The sequence below is a fragment of the Raineyella sp. genome, from assembly GCF_034933565.1.
Lineage (GTDB): Bacteria > Actinomycetota > Actinomycetes > Propionibacteriales > Propionibacteriaceae > Raineyella.
In genome coordinates this window covers 1-17,318 of the sequence record NZ_JAYFNG010000007.1, presented here as the reverse complement: position 1 = coordinate 17,318, position 17,318 = coordinate 1, and the positions used below count along the sequence as shown (strand labels likewise).

The window sequence follows — 17,318 nt, the reverse complement described above, 5'->3', positions numbered from 1 at the left end:
GGTGATGTTCTCCGGCCATCTGGACACCTCGCAGCGCCGGTCAGCCATCGTCACTCTCGTGGGCGATCGGATCGGAAACCATCACCTCGACCCGAGATCCTCAGCGGCGGTCCGCCAGGCCTCCACGACGGATTCGTACGCCTCATCTGGCCCGACCTGTGGCCGACACTGGTGTCCGATGGAGTCCTGCCACTGGGTCGGCGTGGGTGCCTTCTGCGGGAACATCCATCGTGTCGGGTAGCTACCGGTAGCGCCCAGCCTTTTGAAGGTGCCGGCGGCCTCGGCGTCGATCATTCCCTGTTTGGCCATCGCCCACAGGTCGTACAGGTCACGCGGGGCGTTGCGGGTTGTGTCGCACCAGGCCGACAGCTTCGCGCAGGCGAATCCCGCGGGGGTGAGGGTGGTCATCACCCTGTCGGGCATCCCCGAGTACCGCATGGAGACGGGTGTGGTCTGCTGAGGCCATGGGGTGTAGTGCGATCCGGTGATGAGTTGGACCCTGATCTGGACGTCGCCGATCGGGTACAGGCAGGCATCGGTGTCTGCCTTCACCTGATCCAGCCTGGGGTGAGCGTCGATCAGGCCGAAGTTAGGCTCCAGGGAGCTGCGGATGGCGCGGTCCAGTGCCACGGCAGCCTGCGGGCGTGGGCCGACTGAGAGTAGGTCGACGTCCTCGCTGAGCCGCAGGCCGTTCAGGAAGGTCCTGCTCAGGGCGGTGCCGCCATAGAACACGAACTTCTCCGACTCGCTGGAGATGGCGTCGAGCAGGTGGGAGATCGCGAAGTCATGCTCCACCTGATCGCGAGACACCCCGAAGTGCTGCTCCTGGGCCGCGGCGTCATCCTCGCTCAGCTCGTAGGCCACAGACCGGTCCGACTCGCCCTCGCTATGCTGGGATGCCGACCGGCGCCGTCGCCGGTCCCGCGCTCCGGTGGTCACTGCAGCACCGCCTGGACCCGCCGCTGCACCGCGGCGGGCCGCAGGGCGGCGATCCGCCGGGCCCGATCCGGGTCGATCCTGCTTGCGAGCGCGGCCGCCGCGGCGTGTGCCTCCGCAGGCAGTCCACCCAGTTCCGGCCTGGCCAGTAGGTCGACGAAGGTCTGCTCGGGTGTGGTGACCATGAACTTCCCCAGCCCTCCGGTCTCGAGCCGGGCGTCGAGCATGCTGGTGTCGGTGCAGGTGAAGACCACCCTGCCGCCGTTGGTCAGGGTCACCGGCCGGTGCTGCTCGGGCACGGCGATCACGGTGACGCCCAGCGCTCTGGGGATCGCGTGATGGAAGCGTGCCGCGCCGATGCCGAACAGGATGGGAACCCGAGGTCCGTACTGGCCGGTGGCGTACGCGATCGCCGCCTCCTCGAAGTTCGGGAACCATGCGGTGTCGGTGGCGACAGTGTCGGGCTTGGCGGTGTAAGTCCCTGAAGCGATGCGTACCAGTCGACCGCGCTTCCGCATCCGTACGAGCTCCTTCTCGGGGTTCGCGTACAGGCGTCGCAGCATCACGGGCCGCACCGTTCGCAAGGGGGCCCGGGTGATCTGGACCGGGAGTCCTGTCGTGGCCACCAGACCACCTCCTTCATTATGTTGAATACTACCTACAAGGTAGTGGTGTGCACTCTGTTCGGCGATCATGACGATGACGGACGAACTGTTGAACCGCCGTTGAAGCGAATGCACCTTCGGTACGCGGGTATGGTCCCGATCTTGGCGCAGACGCTGCCGCTCGCCGGGCGGGCCTGATCGGCCGTGGCGGGCTGGATGCCATCGGCGGCGTGACCCGTGGGTCCGCGCCGCCGATGGCTCCGGCTCAGCGACCCAGCTGCGGATCGCTGCTGCTGGGCTTGCCGTTCTCGATGTGCCCGGCGAACGTACGCGTCCACGAGCCGTCCACCGTGCGGAGCGTGACGTCGTACCAGCCCGACGACGCGCGCAGGTCGAGCGTGAGCGCGCCGTTCCCGTTCAGCCGGCGCTCGACGCCGCCGTACGCATCGGTCACCACGACCTGCTGGCCGGGCTTGCCGCTCAGCTTCAGCTGCAACTGGTGCGACGCACCGGCCGGAGCCACATCGGCCAGCAGCGTGCTGTCGCCGTGTCCGGCGTAGCGCCGGAAGAAGCCGTTGGGCCCGTGCAGCTGGATGTCGTAGTCGCCGGCCACCGGCCAGGACGCGTCGAGCGATGCACCGGCAGAAACCGTGTAGCTGTGCGGCTGGCCGACCGGCGTGACCAGGCGCGCCTGGAGGTGGGCGCCGAGCCGTCCGGCGTTGTGGAGCGTGACGGCGATCGTTCCGGCGTGAGCCTGCTCGGTGACGGTCAGGTCGTAGCCGAGGGGACGGGCCGGACGGACGCCGGACTCCTGCTTCGGCATGGTGCCGGCGGAGGGCGCGGTGGGGGCGTAGCTGGGGTGACGCAGCTTGTCCTTCGGCGCCATGCCGGACGTGGTGGGCAGGCTCGGCATCGTCCCCGTCGTGGTGAAGTCGAACGCGGAGGTCAGGTCGCCGGCCACGGCACGGCGCCACGGCGTGATCTGCGGTTCCTGCACGCCGAACCGCGCCTCCATGAACCGGATGATGGAGGTGTGGTCGAACGTCTCCGAGCAGACGAACCCGCCGGTGCTCCACGGGGAGACGACGAACATCGGCACCCGGGGACCCATCCCGAAGCTGCCGGCCGGATAGTCGGCGTTGCCCGCCTTGCCCGGGTAGAACTCGTTCGCCGTCGAGACCGTCGAGGCACCCGGGATGAGGGGCGTCGTGGCGTGCGGCGGAACGAGGTGGTCGAAGAAGCCGTCGTTCTCGTCGTACGTGATGAACAGGGCCGTCTTGCTCCAGACATCGGGATCGCTGGTGAGCGCGTCCAGCACCTTGGCGATGTACCACGCGCCGAAGTCCGACGGCCAATTCGAGTGCTCGCTGAAGGCTTCCGGCGCCGAGATCCAGCTGACCGCCGGGAGCTTGCCGGACGTCACGTCCGCGCGGAGGAGCTCGAAGTAGTCCTGGCCGTCGCGGGCCTTGGTGCCACGGCGTGTGCCTTCTCGTAGAGCGGATCGCCGGGCTGGGCGTTGCGGTAGTTGTTGAAGTACAGCAGCGAGGTGTCGCCGTAGTTGCCGATGAACGCGTCATCGGTCCAGCCCCAATAGCCGGCGGCATCCAGGCCGGTGCCTTCGTCCTGGTAGACCTTCCACGAGACGCCGGCCTTCTCGAGCCGCTCCGGATAGGTCATCCAGTCATAGCCCAGCTCGTCGTTGTACAGGACCGGGCCGCCGGCCTTGCCGTCGTTGCCGGTCCAGCCGGTCCACATGTAGTAGCGGTTCGGATCGGTGTTGCCGATGAAGCCGCAGTGGTAGGCGTCGCAGACCGTGAACGCGTCGGCGAGGGAGTAATGGAAGGCGAGGTCCCGGCGCTGGTAGTACGCCATCGACAGGTCGCCCTTGGCGGGGATCCAGCGGTCGTAGTTGGCGTCGTGGAAGGCATCCTGGCCGCCGCGCCAGGTGTGGTCCAGGCCGGACAGGTAGGCGCCGCCCAGGGCGGGGTCGCCCGGATGCCAGGGGAGCACCTCCCGGTGCCCATCGGATTGGTGCCACACGGTCGACCCGCCGGGCAGGACGGCCGGGTGGGGATCCCCGAATCCGCGGACCCCGCGCAGGGACGCGAGATAGTGGTCGAACGACCGGTTCTCCTGCATCAGGACGACGATGTGCTCGACATCCTTGATGGTGCCGGTGCGGTGGGACGGGGCGATGGTGGCGGCGCGGGCGATGCTTTCCTGCAGTACGGAGGCGGCGACGCTCGCTCCCGCGATCTGGAGGAAGCGGCGACGATTGAGGTCGACCATGGGGCTCCTTCGGTGGAGGGATGTGCTCTGGCAAACTCCCGCTGTGGGGCGAACTCCGCGCAACGTCCACACGACATCGATTTGAACCTTGGAGGGGATCGGACTGAACGCCCTGGGGGCATGGCGGACGACTCGGCGGCGAACCGCAGGGACTCGGGCCGTCCAGATGCTCGACTCATCGTCGTCCAAACGTTAAATTTCTCCCTGTCCAGATGTTAAATTGAGGCATGCGATACCGCCGCAGGATCCTCGATGACGTCCTCGACGAGGTCTTCCCTCATCTGGCTGCCGTCGCGCTGGAAGGTGCCAAGGGGGTGGGCAAGACCGCGACCGGCACCGAGCGCGCTGCCGCCGTCCTCTCGCTCAACAAGCCGGCCGAACGTGCCGCGGTCGGCGCCCACCTCGACCTGATCACCGAGGTCCCCGGGCCGGTCCTCATCGACGAGTGGCAACTCGAACCGGCGGTCTGGGACCGGGTCCGCCGGGCGGTGGATGACGACCCGGCAGGTGGCCGCTTTCTGCTGGCCGGATCGGCCGGGGTCGCGCCGGGCGTACGTATCCACTCCGGAGCCGGGAGGATCGTACGCATGACGATGCGGCCGCTGACCATCGCTGAACGCGGCCTCGGGGACCCCACGGTGTCCCTGACCTCCCTCCTCGCCGGCGAGGCGCCTCCGATCAGCGGGACCACGCTGGTCGGTCTCGCCGATTACACCGACGAGATCCTCCGTTCGGGTTTCCCCGGGATCCGGGACCTCCCCGAACGAGCGCGGAACCTTCAGTTGGACAGCTATGTCGACCGGATCCTGGAGCGGGAGCTGCCGGAGAACGGGGTGGTCGTCCGCCGTCCTGCCGCCCTGCGGGCATGGCTATCGGCGTATGCGGCGGCGACGGCCACCGATGCCGCGTACAGCACCATCCTCGATGCGGCGACTCCGGGCGAGGGTGACAAGCCGGTGCGACAGACGGCGGACACCTACCGGGAACACCTCACGCGGGTCTTCGTGCTGGACCCGGTCGAGGCATGGATCCCTGCGTTCGCCCCGCTCAAGCGGCTGACGCGGGCGCCCAAACATCACCTGGTCGATCCGGCTCTGGCCGCACGGCTGGTGGGTGTGGGCAAGGCCGGTCTGCTGCGTGGCCAGGGGGGGCCGTTCGCCGCGGGGACCGGCACCTGGCTGGGGGCGCTGTTCGAATCCCTGGTCGCCCAGTCGGTCCGGGTGTACGCCCAGACGGCCGAGGCCAGAGTCGTGCACCTGCGGACCAAGAACACCGAGCACGAGATCGATCTGGTGGTGGAAGGTGCCGATCGATCCGTCGTGGCGATCGAGGTGAAGCTCTCCGACGCGGTCACCTCCGCCGACGTGGTGCACCTGAACTGGCTCGCGGAGCAACTGGGGGAGCGGCTGGTGGATCGCCTCGTGGTGTACACGGGTGGCCTGGCCTATCGCCGGACCGATGGCGTCGGGGTCGTCCCCCTGGCATTGCTGGGTCCGTGACCCGACCAACATCCAGTGCTGGAGGTCGTCGGCCCTGGGCGGTTCAGGCGACCTGACTTCGTGAGAGGTGATGTTTGGATCTGCGGAAAAGTCTCGTTTGATGATCTGTAATGGTATCGTTTGGGCATGATCTACCGGCGACGCTCGATCGATGACGAGCTTGACGCGCTCATGCCCGAGCTCCCTGCCATCGCCATCGACGGGCCGAAGGGAGTCGGCAAGACCGCCACCGGACTGCAGCGGGCCACCACCGTCCTCAGCCTCGACGATCCCGTGACTCTGTCGGTGCTGCGCGCCGATCCGGTCCGGGCCTTGGGCCGGCCGCGGCCGATCCTCGTCGACGAGTGGCAGCGAGTCCCCGAGGTGTGGGATCACGTCCGGCGTGCCGTGGACGATGGCGCACCCGCGTCGACCTTCCTTCTGACGGGCAGTGCCACCCCGGCCCTGGGGACCACCACCCATTCCGGAGCCGGCCGGATCGTGTCACTGCGCATGCGGCCTATGACATTGCCCGAGCGCGGGCTGGGCGAGCCCACCGTGAGCCTGGCTTCCCTGCTCGAGGGAAACCACCCCGACATCGGGGGTGAGTGTTCCTTGACCCTGGCTGACTACGCGCACGAGATCGAGGCCTCCGGCTTTCCTGGGATCCGGCCACTGGCGCCGCGTGCGCGGCGGATCCAACTGGACTCCTATCTCACCCGAGCCCTGTCGCGTGACCTGACCGACGAGCAGGGTGTGACGGTGCGTCGACCCGACAGCCTGCGCGCCTGGATCACCGCGTACGCCTCCGCCACCTCGAGCACAGCCGCGTGGGAGAAGATCCGGACCGCCGCGAGCCCGGGCGACGCGGATCCGCCCAGCAAGGCGACCACCATCCGCTACCGGGACTGGCTGACCGCACTGTGGCTGCTGGACCCGGTGCCCGCCTGGCTGCCCTACGGCACCGCTCTGAAGGGCCTCACGAAAGGTCCCAAACACCACCTTGCAGACCCCGCACTGGCCGCTCGCCTCATGAAGGTCGGCGCGTCGGCCCTGATCGACGGCGAAGGAAGAGTCCTGGCCGGTGGGCCCGCCTCCGCATTGGGGGCACTCTTCGAGAGTCTCGCCACCCTGACCGTGCGCGTCTGCGCGCAAACCGCCGATGCCGCCACCAGCCACCTCCGCACCGAAAGAGGTGACCACGAGGTCGACCTGATCGTCGAACGCCACGACGGCCACGTCATCGGAATCGAGGTCAAACTCGCCGCCAGCATCGACGACAAGGACGTCCGCCACCTCCAATGGCTCCGGGAACACCACGGAGCCCGAGTCAAAGACCTCATGGTCCTCAGCACAGGAGCCCACGCCTACCGACGACCCGACGGGATCGCCGTGGTTCCCCTCGGCCTCCTCGGCCCCTGACACCCCAGCGCCGCCGCAGTCGCCGAGCCACGGCGTCACGCTCGGCTCCGCCGCAGTCAGGCTTCTGGGCTCTAGGGTTCTTGCGGCGAGGTATTGCCAGACGCAGCGGGCCGGCGCCGGTGACGGACCTCCAGATCCGCCGACTGACCCCGGGTGGTGTTGGTCGCGAACGCTGTCAGCACGGGATCCGCACGACTTCCTTTACCCGACCCGTCCGGGTGGCTATCGCCGGCCGTAGGGCGGTGCGGGAGCTGCTCAAGACTCTTGGCATGGCGGTACCGACGGCTGGCTTCCACAGCTGGCCAGCTACCGCAGCATCGACCACATCGGGGTTCGTGGGACGTGGGTGCGTCCTGTCGGCGGAGCGCGGCGGTCCCGTGCAGGGGGAAGGGCGCCTGTCGGATCATGGCGCGTACGTCGTGGCGATCATCGTTGCAGACGGAGTCGGTCGGTAAGGTCCTGATGGTGAGCTCTGCCAAGAGCGCCACGGTTCGCCCTGGACCGTTGGGTCGACTGCACAGGTGGTATGTGACTGATGGGATTTCAGACGCCTCTCTATGAGTTGAACGACTACCTGAAGTGGACGAGATCTGGAGTGATCCAGTTGCCTGACTTCCAGCGTGGTTACAAGTGGGAGGACGAGAGAATTCGTCAGCTGTTGGTCACCGTGCTTCGTGGTCACCCGATGGGCGTGGTGATGCTGCTCAAGACTGGCAACGACCAGATCCGCTTCAAGCCGCGTCCGGTCGAAGGAGTCACCCTCCCGGCCGGTACTGAGGCTGATTCTCTTCTGCTGGACGGTCAGCAACGTCTCACATCTCTCACCCAGGCCCTGGTCGGGCGCGGTGTGGTCGCCACGAAGGATAGTCGTGGCAAGCTGATGGATCGCCGCTACTACGTCGACCTTTCCCTGGCATTGCAGGGCGAGGAGCGAATGGATGAGGCCGTGGTCTCGGTCCCGGGTGACGGCGTGGTGCGCAGCAATTTCGGCAAGGACGTCGTCCTTGATCTCTCTACACCGGAGAAGGAGCGAGCGGCGGGGTTCTTCCCGCTGCGGCTTCTCTTGGGCGGAGCCGACACCTATACATGGCTGTTCGCGCTGGACGACAAGAACCTGGCGGGTCAGTTTCACGCCCATGTCGTCCAACCCGCCTCGACGTACAACATCCCTGCCATCGAGCTCGACAAGCAGACGAGCAAGGCCGCTGTGGCCACGGTGTTCGAGAAGGTCAACACGGGTGGCCTCACGCTCAACGTCTTCGAGCTGCTGACTGCGACCTTCGCCGGAGACAGGGGGTATTTCGATGTTCACGGCGAGGACTTTCGACTCAATGAAGATTGGTTGACGACGCAGCAGATCTTTGCCGCCCATCCCGTGCTCCACACAGTGGAGAACACCGACTTCTTGCAGGCAGTTACGATGTTGGCGACGCGGAAGCGGAATCGACTCGACACTTCGGATCGGCCGCCTGCGGTGTCGGCCAAACGTGAGGACATCCTCAAGCTCCAGCTTGACGAGTATCTCGAGTGGGTGGAGCCCCTCCGCGAGGGCTTCGTCTGGGCATCGACGTTCCTGGCGGACCAGCACATCTTCGACCAGCGCTCTGTGCCGTACGCCAAACAGCTAGTCCCGATGGCCGCATTGCGTGTGGCGCTGGGTAACGATATCGACCTGCACAGCATCCGCGACCGCATCACTCAGTGGTACTGGTGCGGAGTCCTGGGCGAGCTGTACGGAGCTGCGAACGAGACGCGCTTCGTCCGGGACCTGGAGCAGGTCCCGTGCTGGGCGCTCGGCGAAGATGGGGCAATAGTCCCCAGAACCATTCAGGATGCCACCTTCGTGGAGTCGCGCCTGCATTCGCTCCGTACGCGCGGCGCTGCCGCATACAAGGGCATCCACGCGCTGGTGATCGCGGACGACGCCGTGGACTGGATGTACTGCAAGACCTTCGACAAGTACCAGTACGCAGACATGAACGTCGATATACACCACATCTTCCCGTACAAGTGGTGCGTCGACAACGCGATCGATGATGAGCGCAGGGAGAGCATCGTCAACAAGACGACCCTGTCGGCCATCACGAATCGAAGGATCGGGGGTGTCGCCCCTTCGAAGTACCTCACCGCGATCGAGAAGGCTGCCGATGTCACGCCGGAGCGACTTGACGGGTTCTTGGTCTCACACCGATGCGCGCCGGAGGCTATGAGGACGGACGACTTCGACGCCTTCTTCGCCGCCCGACGTGAGGCACTCGTCAAGCTGGTGGAGAAGGCCATGGGCAAGTCGGTGCAACGCGATGCCTCGGAAGGGCAGATGCAGGAGTCCGCGGACCATTTCGACGCCACCGACTCAGCATTCGTCGCTGACGAAGAGGAGTAGTTGGTCGACCAGTGAACAAGAACTGGCCACCCCGCCCGCGCGGTGCGCGCTACTGACACGTCTCGTTCCCTCGGGGTTCGTTGAACGCTAAAGGGAAGACGCCGCCTTGATGTTCCCAGTGACGAATCACGGGGCTGAGTCAAAACTTCAATTGAGCGTGGGTATGTCCGATAATGCGTGTTGGCTACGATGATGATCCTGTGCCGGGACTTTCCAGACGCCTGCCCTGTGCTGGCCCGTACTGCCAGTGGGCGATGTCAAGGGGCCGGGAGCATCGTGGCGGTGAGTCTTTGCGGATCGGGGCCTGGAATCTCGACGCCCGTCGCCAGCCGGCCCACATGGATCTTCTGCTCGATCTGGACTGCGACGTGCTGCTGCTGACGGAGATCTCGCCCGGGCTCGACCTTCCCGGCTACTCGAAGCTCCTGACGGCGGGCATCATGGCACGCGGCCAGCACTGGGCAGGCGTGTTCTCGCGCCGACCGTCGGAAGCGCTCCCGGACCCTCATCCGGCCAGTGCTGCGGCCAGGATCGACGGTCGGGTCTTCTGCTCCTCCATCCTGCCGTGGAGGGGCTGCGGGGCTGACGAGCCGTGGGGGATCGGATCCCACGCCGAGAAGACCGAACGATGCGTGGAACGGTTGCGTGAGAGTCTGCGACCGGACTGGGTCTGGGGCGGGGACTGGAACCATGCGCTGCTCGGCCAGGAGTTCGCCGGCAGTGTGGGAGGTCGCCGCGCGGTCCAGGCCACGGTCGACGACCTCGGTCTTCAGGTGCCAACAGCGGAGCTCCCGCACCACCTGAGCGAGCTCCGCAGCATCGACCACGTCGCGGTGCCCGGCAGCTGGCAGATCCTCTCCGCCGAGCGGGTCAGCGCGGAGCGCGACCACCGTCGGCTCTCCGACCACGACGCGTACGTCGTCGAGCTGGTTCCGGAATCACCATGAGTGCTTCGACCGCCCTGTCGAGAAGGGGCGCGCTCGGTGTCACTGTTGATCCGCGAGGGCAAGAGCGGCTGGCCTGAGCCGGTGGGCCGCTATGACAACGAGGCCGGACGTCAGGCGGTTCTTGTTGCCGTCACTGACGGAAACGGGAAGCTCTCATTAGTTGTCTTAATGGGAAAATATGCCTACGCTGATCCCAGCAGGAGGTGAGATGCAGGAGTCAGCCGAACATCAGGCCCCGACGTCGGCCGTCGCGCCCACTTCCTGGCCATCCCTCCAGTACGGTCAGGCCGACTGGGACCGACCGGACCCCGCGGCAAGCCGCCGCCAGCGGGCGGCCAACCGAGGCACCTTCCACTATGCCGTCGTCCCGCACGTCGCCACCCTGGCGCCAGCGGTCGGCCCTGAGGCACTGTCCGATGCCGATGATGCGGTGGCGAGGCTGCAGGCCTTCGACAAGGATTCCCTGGGCTGGGGAGTGCCCTTCTCCTCGGTGCTGCTGCGCAGCGAATCAGCTGCCAGCTCCCAGATCGAGCACCTGACCGCGAACGCACGCCGGATCGCCCTGGCCGCACTGGGTGACTCCAGCCGCCCGAACGCGACGATGATCGCCCGCAACACTGCGGCACTGCGCGCGGCCCTCGACTTGGCCGATCGCATCAGCGCCACCACCATTCTTGCCATGCACGAGCGGTTGGACGGTGGCGACGATCCCGACAACGCCGGACGCTTCCGTCGGGAATGGGTGTGGATCGGCGGCCAGTCGCCGGTCACCGCTGCCCACGTCGGTGTCCACCCGGCCGCCGTGGAGAGCGATATCGCCGATCTGGTCGGCTTCATCCGGCGCGACGATATCCAGCCCTTGGTCCAGGCGGCGGTCGCGCATGCCCAGTTCGAGACGATTCACCCGTTCACCGACGGCAACGGCCGGACCGGTCGTGCCCTGGTGAGCGCGATTCTGCGGCGAAAGGCGGTGACGAAGCACATGTCGGTGCCGATCTCCTCCGGTCTGCTGGTCGACACCGAGGAGTACTTCGCCGCACTGACCGCCTACCGACAGGGCGATCTCGCACCGATCATCGAACGCTTCGCCTATGCGGCCCGACGGGCCGTCGACAACGCGGTCGTCCTGCGCGAGGACGTGCAGGCCGTCCGCAATGCGGTGATCCTCACCGCGAAACGCCGTACGGCCAACCTGCTCACGGTCGCCGAGCTGTGCGCCAGCGAACCGGCGTTCACCGCACAGATGGTCACCGATCGGGGGATCTCGGCCTCGAGCGCCTATCGGATCCTGGACCGACTGGTCGAGGCCGGAATCATCCGTCCGGAGAAGCCGATCCGTGGATCGACGGTGTGGACCGTGCCGGGGCTCACCGAGGCGCTGGACCGGTTCGCCGCCCGAGCCGGACGGCGTACGCTCCACGGCCGCTGAGGGGCCGGGGCAAACCGGAGAAACTGCCGCGGTCAGGGCAGCCCAGCTCGGTCGAACTCCTGCTGCAGGCGTGGTCGTCGCCGGTGGGTGGTGCGGAGTTCGGCGATGAGCTGGTCCACCTCGGCCACCTGGTCGGCCCTTCGTGCGAGGGCGCGCATCCTGGCGAGCCGGCGGGCGGCGGCGCGGACGTGCTTGGCGTCGGCGATCTCGAGGTCGGCCCGGACCCTCGAGGTGTGCACCGTGAGGGCCGCGAGCGGATCGACCTTCTCGTACGCGGTGGCGAGCTCGTCCCACAGATAGGGGTCATCCAGGTCGAGGGGGTGCGCCAGTGCCCAGGCCAGCCGAGGGTCTTCGAGCGTATGCAGGGCGAATGCGACGGCCTCGCAGGGCCGTACCACGGCCTCGTGCAGCTGGCTTCCGTACGCGTTGGATGCGCTCCAGCGGTGCAGGTCCGCGCGCGTACGGACCAGCGGCAGCACGGCGTCAGCGAGATCGGACATGGCAACCTTCGAGGGGAAGGGGAGACGGAAGGCTGTCGGAGAAGAAGCGGTGACGACCCGTCGCCATCAATCCTCCGGTGACAGTCCCAGACCTTGCAGCACGGTGTCGATGTTCAACGTCATGACCTCAGTATCACCTGGCAGGATCAGCGCGGTCGGCTGGCCTCTGGTCTGCCGCACCTCCACTCTTGCGCGGTCCCAAGATCCGTCGACCGGAAGGTGCTGGCTCTCGATGTCGACGCCACTGAGGATCCACCACCCGACTAGGGTCGGATCATGACGGTTGCTGACGCAGGAAAGTTCCAACTGGCCGGCGAGCTGGCGGTGACGCGGCTCGGCTTCGGCGCGATGCGCATCACCGGCCCGGGGGTGTGGGGGCCGCCGGCCGATCATGACGAGGCCATCGCGGTGCTGCGACGCGCGGTCGAGCTGGGCGTGGACTTCATCGACACCGCCGACGCGTACGGCCCGTATGTGTCGGAAGACCTCATTTTCGAAGCGCTGCACGACGGCAGCGGGTACGGCGAGGTGACCGTCGCCACCAAGGGTGCGCACACCCGCCAAGGGCCCGGCCAGTGGGCCCAGGTCGGCCGCCCGGAGTACCTGCGCCAATGCGTGCTGATGTCGCTGCGCCGCCTGGGCCTGGAGCAGATCCCGCTGTGGCAGCTGCATCGGATCGACCCGAAAGTGCCGCGCGAGGAGCAGTTCGGGGTGATGAAGGAGTTCGTCGACGAGGGCCTCGTACGCCTCGTCGGGCTCTCCCAGGTGAGCGTCGAGGAGATCCGGGCAGCCCAGGCCGCCGGCCTCACGATCGCGTCGGTGCAGAACCGCTACAACCTTGCCGACCACTCCAGCGAGGACGTGCTGGACTTCTGCACGGCCGAGGGCATCGGGTTCATCCCGTGGGCGCCGATGGACGCGGGCACGCTCGCCCGGCCGGGCAGCGTGATGGACGACATCGTCCGGACCCACGACGGGGCCACCCCGTCGCAGATCGCGCTGGCCTGGCTGCTGCGTCGTTCGCCGGTGATGCTGCCGATCCCCGGCACCGGCAAGGTGGCCCACCTCGAGGCCAACTGTGCGGCGGCCGATCTGGAGCTGACCGACAACGAGGTACGTACGCTCGCCGCCGCCTGACCTGTGGCCGTGTGCGGCGTCAGGACATCCGGCACGCGTCGGGGGAAGAAGCTGAGGCCGGCTGATCGACTCGCTGGCCCGCGGCGTCCCGGCCGGGCGTGTCTCAGGCCCGGACGGTCACCACGCTGCCGTGCTCGTCGATGTGGTCGGCGTCGGGGTCGTCGAACCAGTGGCCGTGCTCGCCGAGGTAGCGGAAACGCAGCGTCGAGCCCGGGCGAACGGTGACCGCGGCACTGACGGTGCCGTTGCTGCGGCGGCGCAGCACGTGCGTGCAGGGCGTCCAATTGTTGAAATCGCCGACGACGCTGACCTTGCCGGTCACCGCATCGGCAGGGAGCGCGAACGTGAGGCGAAGGGCGTCGGTCTTCCGGTCACGGGCAAGCCTCAGCACGGTTGTGCCTTTCTCTGGGCAGGGGGTGGGTACGGTCGCCAGTGACAGCGGTGGGATTCTAACCTCACGTGGCTGCCGGAACCGAATGTCACAGGGGGAGTCCTATGGATCTGCCGCAGAACGTTCTTGTTGGCCGGGTCGCGGTCGTCACCGGGGCGACACGGGGCCTGGGCCTCGCCATGGCGCGCCTGCTGGGCCGGCACGGCGCGACGGTGGTGCTGGCCGCGCGGTCGGAGGCGGACGTCGCCGGCGCGGTGGATCGGTTGCGGGTCGAGGGGATCGAGGCGTACGGGCGTCGGTGTGACATCGGGGAGTGGAGCGACGTCGAGGCATTGCGTGACGAGGCCCTCACGTACGGGACGCTGGACATCTGGGTGAACAACGCCGGTGTCCCGGGCATCTACGGGCCCACCGCGTCGACACCGGTCGACGATTTCACCCGGGTGGTGCGGACGAACATCCTCGGCACCTTCCACGGGTCGAGGGTCGCGTTGCCGGTGTTCCTCGGGCAGGGGCACGGCGACCTGGTCAACGTGTACGGGCGCGGTGATCAGGGGTCGGTGGCATGGCAGAACGCGTACGGCTCCAGCAAGCGGTGGGTCCGCCAGTTCACCGAGACCCTGCGGGCCGAGACGAAGGGCACCGGGGTCCGGGTGCACGGCCTGAACCCGGGGCTGGTGATGACCGACCTGCTCGGCAAGGTCACCTCGCAGCGGGGCTACGAGGCGCGGCTGCCCGGGCTGCAGGTCGTCGTCGGCCTGTGGGGACAGACCCCCGACGTCGCCGCCCGTCCGTTGCTCGGCCTGGTCACCTCCGACCGGGCCGAGTTCCGCGACCTGAAGCGGCGCACGCTCCTGACCCGTGGCGTACGCAACCTGCTCGCCGGACGCGTGCGCCGCCGCAACCGGATGCCGCTGGACATCACCGTCGTGGAGGCCGAGCGCTGAACCCGTAGCGCTGAAGCACGTGCGGCCCGGCCCCGCAACTGACAAAACCTTCAACAGCAGCCCCGACGATTAAACTTTGACCACCTAAAGTTGCTTCGAGGGTGGTGCAACTCAATGGTGTCGGTGGCGACGCGCTCGCCGCCGTGTCGAGGTTCCTGCTGCGCTCGGAGGCGATCGCGAGCTCACAGATCGAGGGGCTGTCGCCGTCGCCGAAGCAGGTGGCATTGGCTGAACTGGGGCACCACGAGCCGGTCCGTGGGATCAGCACACAGGCGGCTCTGGTGGCCAACAACATGACGGTGGTGCGGGAAGCCACGACGCAACTCGTGGAGGTCGGACGCGTCAGCGTGGAGGACATTGTCCAGCTGCACCGCGCATTGCTGCCGGACGAGCCGGGGCTCCATGGCCTTCGCGGGCGACAAAACTGGATCGGGGGCTCGAGCAGACACCCAATGGAAGCCGCGTTCGTGCCTCCTGCACCGGAGCGTGTTCCCGATCTGATGACCGACCTGGTCTCCTATCTCAACGGGTCGGCTCATGGTCCACTCGTGCAGGCGGCCATGGTGCACGCACAGTTCGAGACGATCCATCCCTTCGCCGACGGCAACGGCCGGGTCGGGCGAGCCCTGGTCCACACCGTTCTGACCAGGCGAGGAGTGACGACGACGGCGGTGTTGCCCATCAGTCTGGTGCTGGCGACCCTCAGCGAGTCGTACGTCGCCGGCCTGACCGGTTACCGCCACGGACAGGGGCCCACTGATGAGATGGCCCGGCATGGCATCGGCAGATGGCTGGAGACATTCATCACCGCAGCGTCGGTCGCGGTCGAACAGTCAAAGCAGCTGGTGCACAGGATCGACGACCTGCGTGCCGAGTGGACCGAACGGGTGGCGGCCTGTCGCGCTTCGCAGGGGATGCGTCCTCAACCACGGGCAGGCTCGGCAACATCACGCATCCTGGCATCGCTTCCGGAGGCGCCGGTGCTGACGGCTTCCACTGTGCGGCGGATCCTGGAGGTGAGCGCTCCGACGGCCGGCGATGCCCTCGAGGAACTCCGGCAAGCAGAGGTGCTCACGACCCGCAAGATCGAGCGCAATGCCGCGGCCTACATCGCCGACGAAGTGCTCGATCTCATCACCACCACCGAGCGCCGCCTCGCCAGCACGCGATTCGACACCCGGCTCGCGGCCCCGTCCCGGCCGGTGCCGGCCCGACCGGCAGATGATGGGCGCTGAGTCGTCGTTCGCTGCCGTCGCCCGACTGTCGACCACTCGCTATCGACAAGCCACCGCGGTTTTGCGAGTCTGGTGCTGTCGCGGCATCCGCCCCGGTGGAGTCGGCCGCGACGCGGGCCGTCAGTGGCCGGTTCCGCCCGGGTGACCGGTTACTGAGTAACCGCTGACCCGAGTAGCCGGGTGCACGTGACCGGACAGCCGGGCCGGCCCCGCGCGACGCGTGACCTTTCCGGAAAGGAGCCGGCCATGGCCGGACGCATCACGATCGACCTGTTCACCACCCTCGACGGCGTCGCGCAGGCGCCGGGCGGTCCCGAGGAGGACACCTCGGGAGGCTTCCCGTACGGCGGCTGGCAGGCGCCGTTCACGGACGAGACCGTCGGCCGCATGGTCGTCGAGGGCATCGACGCCATGGACGCCCTGGTGCTCGGCCGCCGGACGTACGACATCTTCGCGGCCTACTGGCCGCAGCACACCGAGGGCGACGACGAGGGCCGGATCGGCCGGAAGTTCGCCCAGGTGCCGAAGTACGTCGCCTCGCGCGGCACGCCCGCGCTGGACTGGTCCGGCACCACCCGGCTGGGGCCGGACGCCGTCGCCGAGGTCGCGGCGCTGCGCGACCGGCACGCGGACATCCACGTGATCGGCAGTGTCGACCTCGTCCACTCGCTGCTGGCAGCCGACGCGTACGACGTGCTGTCGCTGTGGGTCTACCCGGTCGTGATCGGCCGGGGCAAGAAGGTCTTCCCCGACGGCGCCGCGCCCGCGACGCTGGCGCTGCTGGCTCCGCCGATCGTCTCCGAGAACGGGGCGGTGCTGCTGCGCTACAGGCCGGCGGGCCTGCTCCGCACCGGCGACATGACGTAGCCGGAGCGGGGCGCCTGAGGCGGAGGTCACGTCCGGCCGGGGATCCCTCCGGCAGCAGTGTCGTACGGCAGCCCCTCGCTATTCCTCGAACACGATCACCTGCCGGATCGCCGCCCCCTCGGCCAGCTCGTCCATCGCCTCGTTGATCCGATCCAGCGTGATGGTCGACGAGATCAGCGCCTCGATCGGTAGCTTGCCGTCCCGCCACAGCGCGGCATAGGTCGGGATGTCTCGGGACGGGACGGCCGACCCGAGATAGCAGCCGACGATCGTCCGCGCCTCCGCGGTGAGACCGAGCGGCATGATCGTCGCCTCCGCGGTGGGGGAGGGCAGACCGACCGTCACCGTGGTGCCGCCGACACCGGTGAGGGCGACCGCGGTCTCGAAGGCCCGTGCGTTGCCGGCCGCCTCAATCACGATCGGCGCTCTGACCCCCGCCGCGAGGGCCTCGGCCGGGGCGTACGCGGCGGCGCCGAGGTCCCTGGCGCGGGCCAGCTTGGCAGGCACCGCGTCCACCCCGATGACCTCGCCCTTGCCCAGCGAGACGGCGGTGATCAACGCAGCCATGCCGACGCCGCCGAATCCGACCACGATGATGTCGTCGCCCGGGGCGGGCCGACCGGCGTTGATCACGGCGCCGCCTCCGGTCAGCACGGCGCAGCCGAGCACCGCGGCGATCTCAGCAAAGCTCAACTCCTGGTAGAACCGCAGCACCACGGCCACCCGCTGGTCCGGCGACAGCTCGCCACACA

The 17,318-nt window shown here is 67.8% G+C and carries 17 protein-coding genes; 10 read left to right on the top strand and 7 right to left on the bottom strand.

What is annotated here, in order from left to right:
• Nucleotides 1-81: 81 nt before the first annotated feature.
• The 4 genes from VB059_RS02300 to VB059_RS02285 all read right to left on the bottom strand — a co-directional run bounded on the left by VB059_RS02300 (nt 82) and on the right by VB059_RS02285 (nt 3,830).
• Nucleotides 82-864 (bottom strand): nucleotidyl transferase AbiEii/AbiGii toxin family protein, encoded by a 783-nt coding sequence (locus VB059_RS02300; RefSeq protein ID WP_323420411.1) that lies wholly within the window; start codon nt 862-864, stop codon nt 82-84.
• A gap of 71 nt (nt 865-935) precedes the next feature.
• Nucleotides 936-1,562: a type IV toxin-antitoxin system AbiEi family antitoxin gene (locus tag VB059_RS02295; RefSeq protein WP_323420410.1), complete on the bottom strand. Its 627-nt coding sequence runs from the start codon at nt 1,560-1,562 to the stop codon at nt 936-938.
• Nucleotides 1,563-1,806: 244 nt separating this feature from the next.
• Nucleotides 1,807-2,964 carry an alkaline phosphatase family protein gene (locus VB059_RS02290; protein WP_323420409.1) on the bottom strand — a complete coding sequence of 386 codons (1,158 nt, stop codon included), beginning with the start codon at nt 2,962-2,964 and terminating at the stop codon, nt 1,807-1,809.
• The gene (locus VB059_RS02285) at nt 2,961-3,830 is read right to left on the bottom strand and encodes an alkaline phosphatase family protein (RefSeq protein WP_323420408.1); all 870 of its coding nucleotides are present in this window, start codon (nt 3,828-3,830) and stop codon (nt 2,961-2,963) included. The genes VB059_RS02290 and VB059_RS02285 overlap by 4 nt, the downstream gene beginning before the upstream one ends.
• 227 nt (nt 3,831-4,057) lie before the next feature.
• On the opposite strand from VB059_RS02285, the gene VB059_RS02280 reads away from it, so the two are divergent.
• The 6 genes from VB059_RS02280 to VB059_RS02255 all read left to right on the top strand — a co-directional run bounded on the left by VB059_RS02280 (nt 4,058) and on the right by VB059_RS02255 (nt 11,489).
• Entirely contained in the window at nt 4,058-5,329 is a 1,272-nt protein-coding gene (locus tag VB059_RS02280; protein WP_323420407.1) for an ATP-binding protein, read from the top strand.
• Between the two features lie 126 nt (nt 5,330-5,455).
• Nucleotides 5,456-6,730: an ATP-binding protein gene (locus VB059_RS02275; RefSeq protein ID WP_323420406.1), complete on the top strand. Its 1,275-nt coding sequence runs from the start codon at nt 5,456-5,458 to the stop codon at nt 6,728-6,730.
• 535 nt (nt 6,731-7,265) lie between these two features.
• Nucleotides 7,266-9,113, top strand: coding sequence for a GmrSD restriction endonuclease domain-containing protein (locus VB059_RS02270; protein WP_323420405.1), 1,848 nt, complete (start codon nt 7,266-7,268; stop codon nt 9,111-9,113).
• A gap of 338 nt (nt 9,114-9,451) precedes the next feature.
• Nucleotides 9,452-10,060 carry a hypothetical protein gene (locus tag VB059_RS02265; protein WP_323420404.1) on the top strand — a complete coding sequence of 203 codons (609 nt, stop codon included), beginning with the start codon at nt 9,452-9,454 and terminating at the stop codon, nt 10,058-10,060.
• 36 nt (nt 10,061-10,096) lie between these two features.
• The gene (locus VB059_RS02260) at nt 10,097-10,267 is read left to right on the top strand and encodes a hypothetical protein (RefSeq protein ID WP_323420403.1); all 171 of its coding nucleotides are present in this window, start codon (nt 10,097-10,099) and stop codon (nt 10,265-10,267) included.
• A 1-nt stretch (nt 10,268) separates the two neighbouring features.
• The gene (locus VB059_RS02255) at nt 10,269-11,489 is read left to right on the top strand and encodes a Fic family protein (RefSeq protein WP_323420402.1); all 1,221 of its coding nucleotides are present in this window, start codon (nt 10,269-10,271) and stop codon (nt 11,487-11,489) included.
• Between the two features lie 32 nt (nt 11,490-11,521).
• Here VB059_RS02255 and VB059_RS02250 read toward each other — a convergent pair whose 3' ends face one another.
• Entirely contained in the window at nt 11,522-11,989 is a 468-nt protein-coding gene (locus tag VB059_RS02250; protein ID WP_323420401.1) for a hypothetical protein, read from the bottom strand.
• 276 nt (nt 11,990-12,265) lie between these two features.
• On the opposite strand from VB059_RS02250, the gene VB059_RS02245 reads away from it, so the two are divergent.
• On the top strand, nt 12,266-13,126 hold the full coding sequence (locus tag VB059_RS02245; RefSeq protein WP_323420400.1) for an aldo/keto reductase: 861 nt from the start codon (nt 12,266-12,268) through the stop codon (nt 13,124-13,126).
• A gap of 103 nt (nt 13,127-13,229) precedes the next feature.
• On the opposite strand, the gene VB059_RS02240 is transcribed toward VB059_RS02245, so the two are convergent.
• A complete protein-coding gene (locus VB059_RS02240) occupies nt 13,230-13,517 on the bottom strand; it encodes an isoamylase early set domain-containing protein (protein WP_323420399.1) in 288 nt (95 codons plus the stop codon).
• A 104-nt stretch (nt 13,518-13,621) separates the two neighbouring features.
• Here VB059_RS02240 and VB059_RS02235 point away from each other — a divergent pair, with 104 nt between their 5' ends.
• The 3 genes from VB059_RS02235 to VB059_RS02225 all read left to right on the top strand — a co-directional run bounded on the left by VB059_RS02235 (nt 13,622) and on the right by VB059_RS02225 (nt 16,566).
• A complete protein-coding gene (locus tag VB059_RS02235) occupies nt 13,622-14,464 on the top strand; it encodes an SDR family oxidoreductase (protein WP_323420398.1) in 843 nt (280 codons plus the stop codon).
• 101 nt (nt 14,465-14,565) lie between these two features.
• On the top strand, nt 14,566-15,699 hold the full coding sequence (locus tag VB059_RS02230) for a Fic family protein (RefSeq protein ID WP_323420397.1): 1,134 nt from the start codon (nt 14,566-14,568) through the stop codon (nt 15,697-15,699).
• 246 nt (nt 15,700-15,945) lie between these two features.
• Nucleotides 15,946-16,566: a dihydrofolate reductase family protein gene (locus VB059_RS02225; protein ID WP_323420396.1), complete on the top strand. Its 621-nt coding sequence runs from the start codon at nt 15,946-15,948 to the stop codon at nt 16,564-16,566.
• Between the two features lie 78 nt (nt 16,567-16,644).
• Here VB059_RS02225 and VB059_RS02220 read toward each other — a convergent pair.
• Nucleotides 16,645-17,318 (bottom strand): zinc-binding dehydrogenase (locus tag VB059_RS02220; protein WP_323420395.1); only part of this gene is annotated, 674 nt, incomplete at its 5' end.